The 16,023-nt window shown below is 63.9% G+C and carries 13 protein-coding genes and 2 rRNA genes (1 of these 15 cut by a window edge); 5 read left to right on the forward strand and 10 right to left on the reverse strand.

Annotated features, from left to right (window positions below):
* Window positions 1-33 precede the first annotated feature (33 nt).
* Entirely contained in the window at window positions 34-1,413 is a 1,380-nt protein-coding gene (locus ACSVDO_RS14690) for an MFS transporter (RefSeq protein ID WP_489593068.1), read from the reverse strand.
* 103 nt (window positions 1,414-1,516) lie between these two features.
* Here ACSVDO_RS14690 and ACSVDO_RS14695 point away from each other — a divergent pair, with 103 nt between their 5' ends.
* A complete protein-coding gene (locus tag ACSVDO_RS14695; RefSeq protein ID WP_489593070.1) occupies window positions 1,517-2,416 on the forward strand; it encodes a LysR family transcriptional regulator in 900 nt (299 codons plus the stop codon).
* A gap of 52 nt (window positions 2,417-2,468) precedes the next feature.
* Here ACSVDO_RS14695 and ACSVDO_RS14700 read toward each other — a convergent pair whose 3' ends face one another.
* The 3 genes from ACSVDO_RS14700 to ACSVDO_RS14710 form a co-directional block, all read right to left on the reverse strand.
* Window positions 2,469-3,959, reverse strand: coding sequence for a tripartite tricarboxylate transporter permease (locus ACSVDO_RS14700; RefSeq protein WP_489593072.1), 1,491 nt, complete (start codon window positions 3,957-3,959; stop codon window positions 2,469-2,471).
* Window positions 3,959-4,522: a tripartite tricarboxylate transporter TctB family protein gene (locus tag ACSVDO_RS14705; protein WP_489593074.1), complete on the reverse strand. Its 564-nt coding sequence runs from the start codon at window positions 4,520-4,522 to the stop codon at window positions 3,959-3,961. The genes ACSVDO_RS14700 and ACSVDO_RS14705 overlap by 1 nt, the downstream gene beginning before the upstream one ends.
* 146 nt (window positions 4,523-4,668) lie before the next feature.
* The gene (locus ACSVDO_RS14710) at window positions 4,669-5,628 is read right to left on the reverse strand and encodes a Bug family tripartite tricarboxylate transporter substrate binding protein (protein ID WP_332539726.1); all 960 of its coding nucleotides are present in this window, start codon (window positions 5,626-5,628) and stop codon (window positions 4,669-4,671) included.
* 157 nt (window positions 5,629-5,785) lie between these two features.
* Here ACSVDO_RS14710 and ACSVDO_RS14715 point away from each other — a divergent pair, with 157 nt between their 5' ends.
* The 3 genes from ACSVDO_RS14715 to ACSVDO_RS14725 are packed head-to-tail and all read left to right on the forward strand — an operon-like array spanning window position 5,786 to window position 8,409.
* Entirely contained in the window at window positions 5,786-6,466 is a 681-nt protein-coding gene (locus ACSVDO_RS14715) for a response regulator transcription factor (RefSeq protein WP_332539727.1), read from the forward strand.
* 5 nt (window positions 6,467-6,471) lie between these two features.
* Window positions 6,472-7,968: a sensor histidine kinase gene (locus ACSVDO_RS14720; RefSeq protein ID WP_489593076.1), complete on the forward strand. Its 1,497-nt coding sequence runs from the start codon at window positions 6,472-6,474 to the stop codon at window positions 7,966-7,968.
* An 18-nt stretch (window positions 7,969-7,986) separates the two neighbouring features.
* A complete protein-coding gene (locus ACSVDO_RS14725; RefSeq protein WP_489593078.1) occupies window positions 7,987-8,409 on the forward strand; it encodes an RNA-binding S4 domain-containing protein in 423 nt (140 codons plus the stop codon).
* 11 nt (window positions 8,410-8,420) lie between these two features.
* Here ACSVDO_RS14725 and ACSVDO_RS14730 read toward each other — a convergent pair whose 3' ends face one another.
* The 3 genes from ACSVDO_RS14730 to ACSVDO_RS14740 form a co-directional block, all read right to left on the reverse strand.
* Complete coding sequence (locus ACSVDO_RS14730; RefSeq protein WP_332539732.1) at window positions 8,421-9,782, reverse strand: uracil-xanthine permease family protein; 1,362 nt, start codon at window positions 9,780-9,782, stop codon at window positions 8,421-8,423.
* Window positions 9,783-9,816: 34 nt separating this feature from the next.
* Complete coding sequence (gene guaD, locus ACSVDO_RS14735; RefSeq protein ID WP_489593080.1) at window positions 9,817-11,169, reverse strand: guanine deaminase; 1,353 nt, start codon at window positions 11,167-11,169, stop codon at window positions 9,817-9,819.
* 184 nt (window positions 11,170-11,353) lie between these two features.
* Entirely contained in the window at window positions 11,354-11,581 is a 228-nt protein-coding gene (locus tag ACSVDO_RS14740; RefSeq protein WP_489593082.1) for a hypothetical protein, read from the reverse strand.
* 3 nt (window positions 11,582-11,584) lie between these two features.
* On the opposite strand from ACSVDO_RS14740, the gene ACSVDO_RS14745 reads away from it, so the two are divergent.
* Window positions 11,585-12,364, forward strand: coding sequence for a DNA/RNA non-specific endonuclease (locus tag ACSVDO_RS14745; protein ID WP_332539734.1), 780 nt, complete (start codon window positions 11,585-11,587; stop codon window positions 12,362-12,364).
* Window positions 12,365-12,485: 121 nt separating this feature from the next.
* Here the strand turns inward: ACSVDO_RS14745 and ACSVDO_RS14750 are convergent, their stop codons facing one another.
* The 3 genes from ACSVDO_RS14750 to ACSVDO_RS14760 form a co-directional block, all read right to left on the reverse strand.
* Window positions 12,486-13,232 (reverse strand): 16S rRNA pseudouridine(516) synthase, encoded by a 747-nt coding sequence (locus tag ACSVDO_RS14750; protein ID WP_332539735.1) that lies wholly within the window; start codon window positions 13,230-13,232, stop codon window positions 12,486-12,488.
* A 132-nt stretch (window positions 13,233-13,364) separates the two neighbouring features.
* Window positions 13,365-13,477, reverse strand: a 5S ribosomal RNA gene (gene rrf, locus ACSVDO_RS14755).
* Window positions 13,478-13,603: 126 nt separating this feature from the next.
* A 23S ribosomal RNA gene (locus ACSVDO_RS14760) occupies window positions 13,604-16,023 on the reverse strand (it continues 457 nt past the right edge of the window).

Consider the following 16,023-nt stretch of genomic DNA (forward strand, 5'->3'; position numbering starts at 1 on the left):
AGCACGCCACCACTGGGCCCGGTCCGAAAGCGCCTAGGCGCTGCGCTCCCGCAGCGCCTTGCGCCCCAACCAGACCACGGCCAACGTACCGATACACACCGCCGCCAGCAGCCACATGACCCATTGGTAGCCCGCAACGAATCCCCGGCCCTGCGCTGCAAAACGGTGCAGCACCGTGCCTATCGCCAGCCCCAGCGCACCTCCCAGATTGTGCAGTGTGGTCGCCATGCCCAATGCGGTGCCCGCCATCGCTGGCGGCAAGGCCGTGAGCGCCGACGTCATCGAAGGCCCGAGCACGCAGGCCCAGCCCAGGCCCATGAATGCAAATGCGGCCAGCACCCAGGACCAGGGCGTGCTGGCGTCAAACGCGGCCTGCATCAGGGCCGAGACCAGCAATGCCGCAAAGCCCGCGCCCATCACAGGCCCGGTGCCGAAACGGTCGCAGCCGCGGCCGGCCAGCGGCGAGACCAGCGCCATCACTGCCGTCGTGGGCAGCAGCAGCCAGCCCGTGGTTGCACTGTCCTGGCCGCGCAGTTCGCCCAGATACAGCGGCATCAGAAAGAAGGCCACGCAATAGAAGAACGCCAGCGCCGCGGTGGCACACGCCGCGACGGCAAAGCGCGGCTGAATGATCAGCGGCCAGCGCAGCAGCGGCGTAGGCGCGCGCCGTTCGACCACCACCAAGGCCGTGCCCGCCAGCGCGGCGACGGCCAGCAGGCCCAGCGTCGAGCGCGCAGCCCAGCCCCAGTCGCTGCCGTGTATCAAGGCCGCGAGCGCGCAGGGCAGCACCATGAGCAGCAGCACCGCCCCCGGCCAGTCAAAGCGCTCGCGCACTGTGGATGCGGCAGCCACAGAAAGCCGGCCCATGCACAGCGCAAAGCTGGCCGCAATCAGCGGAACATTGACCAGAAAGACCGCGCGCCAGCCCCAGGCCTCCACCAGCAGGCCGCCGGCCACGGGCCCCAGCGCCAGCCCCAGGCCGTTGATGCTGAACAACAGGCCCAGCGCCTTGCCGCGCTGCTGTTCGGGAAACATCGCCGCCACCAACGCCGCCGACGCGGTGTAAAGCCCTGCGCATGCCATGCCCTGGATGGCGCGCCACGCGATCAGCCAGCCCAGGCTGGACGCCAGGCCCGCGCCCAGCGAGGCCAGCGCAAACAGCGCCATGCTGGCAAACATCACTTCGCGCCGTCCGTAGCGGTCGGCCAGTTGCCCCACGGCAATGGTGCAGCTCGACAGCGCGACGACAAAAGCCGTGACTATCCACTGCACCTGGGCAATGTCGGCCTGCAAGGCCGACTGGATCGCGGGCACCGCGGTGTTGACGATGGTGAAGTCTATGCAGCCCAGAAAGCTGGCGATGGCGATGCCGGCCATGGCCAGCCAACGCTGGCGGTGTGACGAGATGTGCATGAATCAGAAGCTCCGGCGAAAGCAGACCATGCTAATAAGTAACCCCTGGATCGAATCCATAGAATCGACCACAACACAAGAGCATCCAACTATCGAATCTCGCATGCAATCCTTTGATCGGTTCCAAGGCATCCAGGCGTTCGTGCGCGCCGTCGAGTGCGGCAGCTTCAGCCTCGCTTCGCGCCAGCTGGGCCTATCGGCCTCGAGCGTGGGCAAGGCGGTCGCGCGGCTGGAGCAGCGCCTGGGCGTGCGTCTGTTCGAGCGCACGACACGGCGCATGGCGCTGACCGACGAAGGCCAGGCATTCCACGAAAGCTGCCTGCGCGCGCTCGTGGAGCTGGACCAGGCTGAATCGGCCCTCGCCGAACGGCGCGTTCAGCCCACAGGTCGGGTGCGCATCGCGCTGCCCACGCTCTACGGGCGTATCTGCGTGCTGCCGGTGCTCAGCGGATTGCTGGCGCGCCATCCCGCGCTCGATCTCGATCTGCTGCTGTCGAGCCACGCCGTCGATCTGGTCGAGGAGCATGTCGACATCGCGCTGCGCATTGGCCGGCTCGAAGACAGCGCCTCGCATGTAGCGCGCCGGCTCGGCGAGCAGGCGCTGTGGCTGTGCGCCGCGCCCGCCTACCTGGCCAGGCGCGGCGAGCCCTGCACGCTCGATGCGCTGGCCGATCACGACGGCATTGCGCGGCTGCGCGGCGATGCCGCCGAAGCCTGGCAGTTCAGTGATGCGGCCGGAACGCAGCGGCCCCGGCACCGCGTACGGCTGCGCGTGAGCGACCTGGCTGCGGTCAAGGACGCTGCGCTCGCCGCCCAGGGGCTGGCGCAATTGCCGGGCTGGTTTGTGGCAGACGAAGTGCGTGCGGGGAAGCTGCAGGTGGTGCTGCGCGATGCCCAGCCCGAACCCCTGCCCATCCATGTGCTGTGGACCAAAACCACGCGCATGACCGCGCGACAGCGCGTCACCATCGACGCGCTGATCGAGGGCCTGCAGCGCGCATAAAAAAAGCCCGCGAGAGACTCGCGGGCTGAAAGGCAAACACAGGAAGAAACAATCAGGACCTGGCGCGGCGCTGCAGCAGGCGCGGCACGATCAGCACGGCCAGCACGATGATGATCAGCGTCAGCGACATCGGACGTTGCAGGAAGATCAGCCAGCTGCCTTCGCCTATCGACACCGCATTGCGCATCTGCGCCTCGGCCAGGGGGCCCAGAATCATGCCGACCACCACGGGCGCCGTGGGGAAGTCGAAGCGCCGCATCAACACACCCAGCAGGCCGATGCCATAGAGCAGGAACAGATCGAACGCGCTTTGCCGCATGCCGTAGGCACCGACGGTGGCGAAGATCAGTATGCCCGCATACAGCTGCGGCTTGGGAATCTTCAGCAGCTTGACCCACAGCCCCACCATGGGCAGGTTGAGCACCAGCAGCATCAGATTGCCGATATACAGCGAAGCGATCAGCGCCCAGACCAGCGTGGCGGATGTCGTGAACAGCTGCGGGCCGGGGTTGATGCCGTAGTTCTGGAACGCGCCCAGCAGCACGGCCGTGGTGTTCGAGGTGGGAATGCCCAGCGTCAGCAGAGGAATCAGCGCGGCCGTCACGGTCGCGTTGTTTGCCGCCTCGGGGCCGGCCACGCCTTCGATCGCGCCCTGGCGGCCGAACTCGCCCTTGTGCTCGCCCTTGGCCAGCTTCTTTTCAGCCGCATAGCTCAGGAACGTCGGAATCTCGGTGCCGCCCGCGGGAATGCAACCGAAAGGCGTGCCGATCACGGTGCCGCGCAGCCAGGCCGGCACGGAACGCTTCCAGTCCAGGCGCGTCATGTGCACCCGGCCCATGTGGTTCTGCGTGTCCTTGGTGCGACCTTCGTACAGCGCCGCATAGAGGACTTCGGCCACGGCGAACAGGCCCACGGCCACCAGCACGATGTCGATGCCGTCCAGCAGTTCCATCTTGCCGCCGGTGTAGCGTGCCGCACCCGAAATCTGGTCCATGCCTATGCAGCCGGCAGCCAGACCGATGAACAGCGCAGTCATGCCGCGCACCCGGCTTTGACCCAGCACCGCGCTCACCGTGGTGAACGCCAGCACCATCAGCATGAAATACTCCGGTGGGCCCAGGCGCACCGCGAATTCCGCAACCGTAGGCGCGAACAAGGTGACCACCACCGTGGCAATCGTTCCCGCGACAAACGAGCCAATCGCCGCCGTGGCCAGCGCCGCACCCGCGCGCCCGCTCTTGGCCATCTTGTTGCCTTCCATGGCCGTGACCATGCTCGCCGTCTCCCCGGGCGTATTCAGCAAGATGGAGGTGGTCGAGCCACCATACATGGCGCCGTAGTAGATACCGGCGAAGAAGATCATCGAGGCCGTGACTTCGACCTTGGCGGTGATGGGCAGCAGCATGGCAACGGCCACAGCGGGGCCAATGCCGGGCAACACGCCCACGGCCGTACCCAGCGCACAGCCCACGAGGGCCCACAGCAGATTGCCTGGCGTAATGGCAGTTGCAAAGCCCGCCATCAAGGCATCAAGAATTTCCATTACAGCCACCCCGTCCCGGTCAGACCCGGCAAATTGATCGCCAAAAACTGCGTGAAGACCCAGAACACCGGCGCCGAGATGCACAGGCCCGTGAACACGTCAATGGCCCAGGTGCGCGGTTCACGCGCGCCCGCCTGGCCCGCAGCGCGGCGCAGCCCCTGCACCGCCAGCACGTAGCACAGCGTGCAGCTCAAAATGAAGCCCAGCGTGGTGATCAGCGCAGCGTTGAGCAGCAGGCCGGCCGAAACCCAGACCGCCGCGCTCCAGTCGGCCTTGGCGCTGCCCGTGGGCTCGCCCATCGCGCGGTAGCCGCCGGTGCGCGCCTCCCAGACCAGCCAGGCGCCGCACAGCGCCAGCACCAGCGCGCAGACCCAGGGCACGAAGTTGGGGCCCACGCCGCCATAGCCGGCATCACCGGGAATGCCCAGCGCGCCCACGGCCAGGCCAGCCGCGACCAGCAGCACGCCCGCACCGACCACGGTCTGCAGTTGCACACCGGGAATCGCGCTGGCGCTGGAGGAAAGAGAAATATCGGAAGAATCGTGGGGGCTGGGATCGGTCATCTGCGTACCTGCACCAAACACGCGCCGCGCGCAAATCTCCCTGGTCTGGGACCACGGACTTCACACAGCGGAACGATGGAAAAAACCGGCGCGTAGCGCCGGCACTGGCCTGGCCCGGGCATGTCCCGGCCACCAGGCTGGCGGCCTTACACCATGCCGGACTTGACCATGGTCGCGCGCAGGCTCGCGAACTCGTTGTCGACGAAGTTGGCGAACGCATCGCCGGCCAGCCAGGCCGATGTCCAGTCGTTCTTCTTCATCGCTTCGGCCCACGACTTGCTCTTGACCGCCTTGTCGAGCGAGGCGATCAGCGCATCGCGCTGCTCGCGGCTGATGCCGGGAGCGCCATAGACGCCGCGCCAGTTGCCGATTTCCACGTCGATGCCCTGCTCCTTGAGCGTGGGCACATTGGAGCCCGCGAGGCGCTGGGCCGATGTCACCGCGATGGGCTTCATCTTGCCGGTGGCGATGTATTCGGCAAACTCGCTGTAGCCGCTGCCGCCCACGGTGACGTTGCCACCCAGAATGGCAGAAATGGCTTCACCGCCGCCACGGAACGCGACGTAGTTGATCTTGGCCGGGTCCACGCCCACGGCGCGCGCAATCATCGCCGCGGCGATGTGCTCGGTCGAGCCGCGCGAACCGCCGCCCCACTTGATGCTGCCCGGGTCCTTCTTGAGTTGGGCAACGACATCGGCCATGCTCTTGTAGGGCGAGTTGGTGGGCAGCACGAACACGTTGTATTCGCTGGTCAGGCGCGCCAGCGGCGTCGCCTGGGTCAGGTTCACCGGCGGCTTGCCGGTGATGATGCCGCCCAGCATCACGGCGCCCATCACCATCATCGCGTTCGGGTCGCCCTTGCTGCCATTGACGAACTGCGCCAGGCCGATGGCACCGGCGGCGCCGCCCTTGTTGTCATACGTCACCGAAGAGGCCACGCCCGCATCCTGCAAGGCCTTGCCCAGCGCCCGGCCCGTGCTGTCCCAGCCGCCGCCCGGGTTGGCCGGCAGCATCATTTTGATGGCCTGCGAAGCCTGGGCGCTCAGGGGCAGCGCACCGCCAACGGCCAGGGCGGCCAGGGAGTGAAGGAAGGTGTCTCGGCGCATGGTTGTCTCCTTAGGTTTTATCGAAGTCTTGCCGCGCAATCATGCGACAGGCACCTGTCAAAAGGCTGTACGCAGTCCTAGGTGTAATCCCCTAAACCCGCGCTGACCAAGGCCCCGCAACGGCGGCTGCGCCCGCCAGGTGATAATCTGCGCCCCCATGCGCCTGTTGCTTGTTGAAGATGATCCCGCGATGCGTGAAACGCTGCAGCGCACGCTTGCGCGCCGCGGCATGCAGGTGCGCACCGCGGCCGACGGCCCGGCCGCGCTGAGCGAATGGCTCGCCAGCCCGCCCGACGCCGTGGTTCTCGACCTGAGCCTGCCCGGCCTCGACGGTCTGCAGGTGCTCGATGCCGCGCGCCAGAAAGGCTTGCGCACGCCCGTGCTGATCCTTACCGCGCGCGACACCGTCGGCGACCGCGTGCTGGGCCTGAACGCCGGCGCCGACGACTATCTGACCAAACCGTTTGATCTCGATGAACTCGAAGCGCGTCTGCGCGCGCTGCTACGCCGCAGTACCGGCCTGACCAGCCCGCCGGCCCAGGAGGAATCGGTGCTGGGCGCGTTGCGCTATGAGAAGCAAAGCGGCGCGCTCTACGCCTGGGGAGAGCCGCTCGATCTGACGCCGCGCGAACGCGCGCTGATCCAGGCGCTGATCGCCCGGCCCGGCCATGCGGTGGCCAAGGAGCGGCTGTTCGCGCTGGTGTTTCCCGGCGAGACCGAAGTGCAATACGAAGCTGTCGAAGTCGTCGTCTACCGGCTGCGCAAGAAGCTCGCCGGCACGGGCGTGACGCTGATGACGCTGCGCGGCCTGGGCTATCTGCTCAAGGCCGAAGACTGAGCGCCATGGCCAGCGCGCGCGCGCCGCTTCGCCCCGCATGGTCGCTGCGCCGGCAACTGCTGGTCGGCATCCTGGTTCCGGTGCTGCTGCTGATTGCCTTCAACACCTGGAGCCTGCACCGGCAGACGCTGACTGCGCTCAACACCGCCTACGACCGCACGCTGCTGGCCTCGGCCAAGAGCATCAGCGAACAGCTGGGCGTATTCGGCTACGACGACGAAGCCGAGCTGCGCGCGCTCGTGCCCTACTCCGCACTGGAGATCTTCGAGGCCGACAACCAGAGCCGCATGTTCTACCGCGTCTCGACCATAGACGGCGAAATGGTCTCGGGCTTTGCCGAGCTGCCCATGTGGCGTGGCCAGATTCCGCAGCGCCCGCCCTATGCGGCGCTGGTCGATTTCTACGACGCGCAGTTCCGCGGCGCGCCGGTGCGCATGGCCGTGCTGCTGCAGCCGGTGGCCAGTGCCGAAGGCCGGGGCATGGCCGTGATCCAGGTCGCCGAGACGCTGGAGCTGCGCCAGGCCCAGGCCTGGCCCATCCTGTGGCGCACGCTGGCCAGCCAGGCGCTGCTCGTGGCCGTGGTCGCTCTCATTGTCGTGCTGGTCGTGCAGCGCGCCACCCAGCCGGTGCGCGCACTCAGCGCGGCGCTGCAGGCGCGCACGCAAGGCGACCTGAGCCCCTTGCAGGCGCCCACGGCCGCCCGCGAACTGCAGCCGCTGGTGCAGGCCACCAATCAGGTAATGCAGCGCCTGCGCCTGCTGCTGGCCCACCAGAAGCGCTTTGTGCGCGATGCCTCCCATCAATTGCGCACGCCGCTGGCCGTGCTCAAGACCCAGGTGCAGTCGGCGCAGCGCGGCGATGTACCCGCGGCCCAGGCCTTTGCCGAAATCGGCGCCACGGTGGAGCGCGCGACCCAGCTTGCCAACCAGATGCTGTCGCTGGCCAAGGTCGAGCAGTTGCGCCAGCAGGATGCGCCCGCACCGCCCTGCGCCTGGGACGACATCGTGCGCGAGATCGCGCTCGATCTGTCGCCACTGATCGCGGAGAAAAACCTCGACTTCGAGCTGCAGGCGCCCCAGCCCGTGAACATCGGCGCCCATGCCTGGATGCTGCGCGAACTCACGCGCAACCTGCTGCACAACGCCGTGCATTATTCGCCGGCTTCGGGCTGGCTGCGCGTGCAGCTGACGCTGCGGCCCGCGGCCGACGGCCACGGCGGCGAAGCCCGGCTGTGCATCAGCGACAGCGGCCCGGGCATCAGCGTTGAACTGGCCCAGCGCCTGTTCCAGCCGTTTTCCGCGGGCGACGTGCAGGCCGGCTCGGGCCTGGGCCTGGCCATCTGCCATGAAATCGTGCAGGCGCTGGGCGGGCACTTGCAGCTGCGCAACCGCAGCGCCGCGCAAGACGGCATTCCCGCCGGGCTGGACGCCGTGGTCACGCTGCGTTGCCGCGACACCATGTCCCACGATGCGCGCATGGGGACTAGCGCACTGCGTACCTGAACAGGCACAATTTCACCCATGAGCGAACTGCAAACCATGCGTCTGGACAAGTGGCTTTGGTGCGCGCGTTTCTACAAGACGCGCAGCCTGGCCGTGGAGGAGATCGGCAAGGGCCGGGTCACGGTCAACGGCCAGAATGCCAAGGCTTCGCGCGACCTGCGCCCGGGCGATACCCTGGTGTTGCGCCAAGGGCCTGTGGTGCGCACCGTGGTCGTGCGCGGGCTGATGCCAGGGCGCGGCCCGGCACCCGTGGCCCAGGGCCTCTACGAGGAAACCCCCGAAAGCCTGGCCGAACGCGAGCGCCTGGCCGAGCAGCGCAGGCTTGCGCCCGAACCGGCCGACACGCTCACCGACGGCCGCCCCACCAAACGCGACCGCCGCGACATAGACCGCGCGCGCGGCGGCGGATGGAACAACCGCTGGAGTGCATCCATCGATTGAGCGGCCCGTCCTCAGGCCTGCTCGCGCCCCTCGGTTTGCGCCACCTTCGGCAAGATCAGATTCATCACCATCGCCGCCATCGCGCCCACGGTCACGGCCGAGCCCAGCAGATACTGCAGCATGTCGGGCAGAGACTGCAGCCACTCCTTGGGCGCGAGCGTCGCGAAGAACGCGCAGATCAGCGGAATGCCCACCACCAGCATCGCGCGTTCATCGAGATGCACATGGCGCAGTATGCGAATGCCGGCCATCGAGATCGTGATGCAGACCACGGCAAACACGCCGCCGATCACGGGCGCGGGAATCGCCGCAATCAGGGCCGAGAACTTGCCGACAAAACCCAGCACCGCCAGCACCACGCCAATCGCCACGAACACCATGCGGCTGGCGACGCCGGTGATGGAAATCACGCCGGCGTTGGTCGAGTAGCCCGTGACCGGCGTGGCGCCTATCAACGCGGCCACGCCGCAGCCAATGCCTTCGCCTATCGCGCCGCGGTCGAGCTGCTTGTCGGTGATGGGCTGGTTGATCACCGCCGACACCGCGAACCAGGTGCCGGTCGTTTCTGCCATCACCACCATGTAGATCAGCACGAACGTCAGGATTGCGGGCAGCGAGAACTGCAGCTGGTAATCGACAAACGCCATCTTCGGCAGCATCAGCCAGGGTGCGGCAGATACCGCATCGAAAGAGAACTGGCCGACGAATGACGCCGCAATGGTGCCGCCCACCAGCGCGATCACCACCGACAGCAGCCGCACCCAGGTGCCCGCACGGTTGTTGAAACGCAGGCCTATCATCATCGCCACCACCAGCAGCGCCGCCGACAGCGCTGCCAGCGCAATGTTCAGATTGATGGTCGAATTGCCATGCACGGCGAACACATTGGCCGTGAGCGCAATCGGCAGCAGCGACAGACCGACGACCAGAATGATGGAGCCGCCGACGATGGGCGGCACCAGCCAGCGGATCAGCCGGTGAAACCACCCCAGCGCGCCCAGCGCGATCACCAGCAGCGCGCCGGGAATCAATGCTCCATACACCGCGCCCATGCCGCTCAGGCCGGCGCCGCCCGCCAGGGCCACGGCAATGATCGCTCCCAGCGGAATGTACGACGGACCTTGCGCCACGGGCATGCGCATGCACCACGCGGTCTGGATGATGGTCGCTATGCCGGCGGCGAGAAACGTGGACTGGATCAGCGACGCCGAATCGGCCTGGGACAGCGCCAGGGCGGAAGCAATGATGAACGGCACGACATAAACATCCATGGCCATCACATGCTGCACACCGAGCAGCAAGGCCTTGAGAACGGTGACGCGGTCATCGGGCTGGGCGATCAGGCGCCCTTCATAAGCAGTAGGTTCGGTCATTGGGCGCTGCAGTCAGCAAAGGAAGTAAAGGGATTCAGAGCGCGACGCGGCGGTGGACCAAGGCGCCCTGCACCCAGGTCTGGGCCACATTGGCGCGCGTCGCGTTGTAGATGATCTTCTGCAGCACGTCGGCGGGGCTGTCGCTGCCCGGCCAGATGCAGATATTGGAGTCGGACGCATCGCAGTCGACGACGATGGCATCAAACATCTGGCCGGCCTCGATGCGGCCGACAGGCAGATCCAGCGCCGCGCCGCCCGCAGCCGTCGCCAGCCACAGCGCGAACACATGGTCTATGCGCGCGTTGTGGCGCCCGCGCTGCGCGGCCGGCAGATCCGGGTCCACGCCTTCATCGAGCGCATACGACGCCGTGATCGCATGCCGGCAGGCATCGAACATCGAGGGGCTATAGCCGCCAGAAATATCGCTGCCCAGGCCCATGCCCATGCGCTGCGCATGTCCCGCGCGCGCGGGAAACACGCTGTTGGCGAAATAGAAATTCGACAGCGGGCAATGCGCCACCGATGCACCCACATCGGCCATCAGCGCCACGTCGGCAGGCGTGAGGAAGTTTGCATGCGCGACCACGGTACGCCGTGTCAGCAAACCGAAGCGGTGCAACGCATGGGCGTCGGTCATGCCCGTGCGCGCAAGCACATGCTGGTGCGCCCAGTCGCTTTCCGAGCAATGGGTCTGCACATGCACGCCGGTGCGCTGCGCCAGCGCCCCCAGTCCTGCAAGCAGCTCATCGGTGCAGCTGGGAATGAAGCGCGGCGTGATCACCGGCAGCACCAGGCCAGCGGCATTTCCAGGCAAGCGCGCCAGCGCATCGATGAAGGCTTCGGTGCCGTCAATCGCCACCTGGGCACTCGCATCGCGGTAGAAGGCCGGGCACTGGCTGGGCTCGTCCATGGCCACGCGTCCCACCAGAGCGCGCTGGCCCTGGCGCAGGCACTGCTCGGCCAGTACGCGATTGCCGTTGTCATGCAGCGTACCGAAGTACATGGCCGTGGTCGTGCCGTTCGCCAGCAACTGGCGCACCAAAGGCCGGTAGACGCTTTCGGCAAACACTTCATCGCCATAACGCGCCTCGAGCGGAAAAGTGTTCTGCTGCAGCCAGTCTTCGAGCGGCACATCGAGCGCCTTGCCCATCTGCGGCCATTGCGGCGCATGCACATGCACGTCGATCAGGCCAGGCAGCAGATAACTGCCCGCCGGCAGCGCATGCAACTGGCCCGCAGCCGCATGGCGTTCGCGCTGCGCAGCCCAGCGCGGGTCGTCGCGTGCGATCACTTCCTCGATAAGGCCGTGGGCAGACACCACCACGAGCACATCGGACTGCACGCGCAGCGCATCGGCGCGCGGTGTGTCGAAGGCCGTGCATTGCATGGCCCAGGAAGAAGGTGAAACAGTGGAATTCATCGGCAGCGCACGGAGCCAACGGCAGCGCCGGCGGGCCGCATGGCCGGCACCCAGGCAAGCCGGAGCTCCGCGTTCGTAAAACAGTCGGATCGCGAAACAGGCGCATGCCTTTCGCGGCGAGGCGCACCCTGGCGCCCGAGAGGCTCGCATTCTACGGTTGCCGGCCCGGCGCCGCCTCGGCGGGGTCATAAGCGTACGTATTGCAACGCAAATCTTCGGCCGAACTCGCTTTTACGCTCACTTTTTTGATGCATCCTCGAGCTTCGCCAGCCGCTTCGATGCGGCCTGGTTTCGCGCCGTTCGGCACCCTGTCGCGCGGCTTTGTTGCATCTTCTGGATAGCGGCCTCCGGCCCGATGAACGCAGTGAATTTTGGTCATTCCATGGCGCGCCTTGCCTGGCGCGTCACAGTTGCAGCAGCCCTGGCTGCAACGGCGGCAACCGTCTCCGCCAAGCCTTTCCCCACCCTCACCCCGCTACCCGCCAAGGCCTTCGCCGATTGCCCGGCGTTCTTCGTCGAAGGTCATGTGCCGGCTCCACCCGCAGCGCCCCATGTCGGCAAGCTGCGTGCGCTGTGCTATGAAGCCTTTGCCGTGCTGCACAACGGCGAAAGCAAGACCCCGGTCTATGTGGTGCAGCGCCTGAACCGCGCGGCCATCGACGACGCCGACGAAAAACGCACCAACAAGTTCTTCGCCGACGCCCGCCTGCCGCGTGCCGAGCGTGCTGAACTGGGCGACTACAAGCGCTCGGGCTACTCGCGCGGCCATATGGCCCCCGCGGGCGACATGCCCACGGCCCAGGCCATGGCGCAGAGCTTCTCGCTGGCCAACATGGTGCCCCAGTCCGCTAAGCAAAATGGCGGCCCCTGGGCACGCATAGAGAAAGACACGCGCAGCTACGCGCAGCGCGCCAAGGGCGACGTCTATGTCTTCACCGGGCCGGTCTTTGACACCAACAGCGGCACCATAGGCGACGGCCAGGTGCGCGTGCCCAGTCACCTCTACAAACTGGTCTACGACGCCACGACGCACAGGTCCTGGGCCCACTGGCAAGCCAATGACGACGCCGAACGCGTCTCCAAGCCCATCAGCTACGAGGAACTGGTGCAGCGCACGGGCATACAGTTCCTGCCCCAGCCGATACGCACCTCTTCGCGGTAAGCAAGCCTAGATCACCGTTCGCCCTGAGCATGTCGAAGGGCCGGTTTCAAAGACCGGCCTATCCAGGGGCGCCGCCTGCACCCGAGCTTGAGCGCCTGTCGGAGGCCCGACAAGCGCAAGCTCAGCCCTTGAGCTTTTCCATATCCTCGGCCGTGAGCCAGCGCCACTGACCCGGTGCCAGATCGGCAGGCAGGTCCAGGCTGCCCATGCGTGCGCGGTGCAGGCCTTCGACCCGGTTGCCCACGGCCGCCAGCATGCGCTTGACCTGGTGGTACTTGCCTTCGGTCAACGTCAAATCCAGCACATGGCTGTCGACCAGCACGCAGGCCGCGGCCTTGACGGGCTTGGGGTCGTCATCGAGCACCACGCCGGCCAGCAGCTGATCCACCATCTCCTGCGTCACGGGATGCTTGGCCGTCACGCGATAGACCTTGGGCACATGCTTCTTGGGTGAGCTCATGCGGTGGATGAACTGGCCGTCATCGCTGAGCAGCAGCATGCCCGTCGTATCCTGGTCCAGCCGGCCCACGGCCTGCAGGCCCTGGATTGCGCTCTTGCACGGCCGCTGGCGCAGTGGAGGTGGCAGCAATGTATAGATGCTCGGATAGGTCGAAGGCTTTTGTGAGCATTCGGTGCCCGCCGGCTTGTGCAGCACGATATAGCCCTTGGCGTGGTATTCCCAGTCCACGCCCTGGACGCGAAAACGCAGGCCTTCGGGGTCGAAGTCGGCGGTCGAGTCCGTGCACTTCTCGGGCGCGGCCGATACGTCGTCACGCGAATAGATTTCCACCCAGCCCTGTTGCACCAGGCCGGCACATACACGACGGGTTCCAAACCCTTGCGAATAAAGAATGTCTTGCAGTTGCATGGAGCAATCCACCAATCAATGAGCAATATCCCCATCGAGCGGAAACAGTGACCAGCTCAGAGGGTGTTTTGGTTTCCAGAAAAAACAAAACCCCCAGGCCTTTGGGGCGCTGGGGGTTTGCTTGCTGTAAGAGCCTGACAATGACCTACTTTCACACGGGAACCCGCACTATCATCGGCGCAAAGTCGTTTCACTGTCCTGTTCGAGATGGGAAGGAGTGGTGCCAACTTGCTATGGTCATCAGGCATAACTTTTTGCTTCAGCGTTCAGTTTGTCGAACGCTTAGGCGAATTCATAGAGACTGAAATCAGATTATATTTGATTGCGACTTGGCATAACTAGTCTTTAATCCGCTTTGGGATCAAAGTTATAGGGTCAAGCCTCACGAGCAATTAGTATTGGTTAGCTTAACGCATTGCTGCGCTTCCACACCCAACCTATCAACGTCCTGGTCTCGAACGACTCTTCAGGGGGCTCAAGGCCCCGGCAGATCTCATCTTGAAACGAGTTTCCCGCTTAGATGCTTTCAGCGGTTATCTCTTCCACACTTAGCTACTCGGCAATGCCACTGGCGTGACAACCGATACACCAGAGGTGTGTCCACTCCGGTCCTCTCGTACTAGGAGCAGGCTTCCTCAAATCTGCAGCGCCCACGGAAGATAGGGACCAAACTGTCTCACGACGTTTTAAACCCAGCTCACGTACCTCTTTAAATGGCGAACAGCCATACCCTTGGGACCGACTACAGCCCCAGGATGAGATGAGCCGACATCGAGGTGCCAAACACCGCCGTCGATATGAACTCTTGGGCGGTATCAGCCTGTTATCCCCAGAGTACCTTTTATCCGTTGAGCGATGGCCCTTCCATACAGAACCACCGGATCACTATGTCCTGCTTTCGCATCTGCTCGACTTGTCAGTCTCGCAGTTAAGCACGCTTATGCCATTGCACTATCGTCACGATGTCCGACCGTAACTAGCGTACCTTCGAACTCCTCCGTTACGCTTTGGGAGGAGACCGCCCCAGTCAAACTGCCTACCATGCACTGTCCCCGATCCAGATAATGGACCAAGGTTAGAACCTCAAACACACCAGGGTGGTATTTCAACGTTGGCTCCATGAGAACTAGCGTCCTCACTTCAAAGCCTCCCACCTATCCTACACAGATCTGTTCAAAGTCCAATACAAAGCTACAGTAAAGGTTCATGGGGTCTTTCCGTCTTTCCGCGGGGAGATTGCATCATCACAAACATTTCAACTTCGCTGAGTCTCTGGAGGAGACAGTGTGGCCATCGTTACGCCATTCGTGCAGGTCGGAACTTACCCGACAAGGAATTTCGCTACCTTAGGACCGTTATAGTTACGGCCGCCGTTTACTGGGACTTCAATCAAGAGCTTGCACCCCATCATTTAATCTTCCAGCACCGGGCAGGCGTCACACCCTATACGTCCACTTTCGTGTTTGCAGAGTGCTGTGTTTTTATTAAACAGTCGCAGCCACCGATTTTTTGCAACCGCTTTGGGCTCCCCTTGTACAGGATCACCTACTTGCGGCATACCTTCTCCCGAAGTTACGGTATCAATTTGCCGAGTTCCTTCTCCAGAGTTCTCTCAAGCGCCTTAGAATACTCATCTCGCGCACCAGTGTCGGTTTGCGGTACGGTCGTGTGTAGCTGAAGCTTAGTGGCTTTTCCTGGAAGCTGGGTATCACTCACTTCGTCTGCAAGCAGACTCGTTATCACCCCTCATCTAAGCCCGGCGGATTTGCCTACCGGGCACGACTACAGGCTTGAACCAACATATCCAACAGTTGGCTGAGCTAACCTTCTCCGTCCCCACATCGCACTACACATCGGTACAGGAATATTGACCTGTTTCCCATCAGCTACGCATCTCTGCCTCGCCTTAGGGGCCGACTCACTCTACGCCGATGAACGTTGCGTAGAAAACCTTGCGCTTACGGCGAGGGGGCTTTTCACCCCCTTTAACGCTACTCATGTCAGCATTCGCACTTCTGATACCTCCAGCATCCGTCACCAGACACCTTCACAGGCTTACAGAACGCTCTCCTACCACGTGCAATAAATTGCACATCCGCAGCTTCGGTAACTGGCTTAGCCCCGTTACATCTTCCGCGCAGGACGACTCGATCAGTGAGCTATTACGCTTTCTTTAAATGATGGCTGCTTCTAAGCCAACATCCTGACTGTTTTAGCCTTCCCACTTCGTTTCCCACTTAGCCAATTTTAGGGACCTTAGCTGGCGGTCTGGGTTGTTTCCCTCTTGAGTCCGGACGTTAGCACCCGGTGCTCTGTCTCCCAAGCTGTACTCTGCGGTATTCGGAGTTTGCATAGGTTTGGTAAGTCGCCATGACCCCCTAGCCTAAACAGTGCTCTACCCCCGCAGGTAATACTTGAGGCACTACCTAAATAGTTTTCGGAGAGAACCAGCTATTTCCAAGTTTGTTTAGCCTTTCACCCCTATCCACAGCTCATCCGCTAATTTTGCAACATTAGTCGGTTCGGACCTCCAGTACCTGTTACGGCACCTTCATCCTGGCCATGGATAGATCACTTGGTTTCGGGTCTACACCCAGCGACTGATTCGCCCTATTCGGACTCGATTTCTCTACGGCTTCCCTATTCGGTTAACCTTGCCACTGAATGTAAGTCGCTGACCCATTATACAAAAGGTACGCAGTCACCCTTGCGGGCTCCTACTTTTTGTAAGCATACGGTTTCAGGATCTATTTCACTCCCCTCCCGGGGTTCTTTTCGCCTTTCCCTCACG

This window comes from Comamonas sp. DB36, assembly GCF_057914905.1.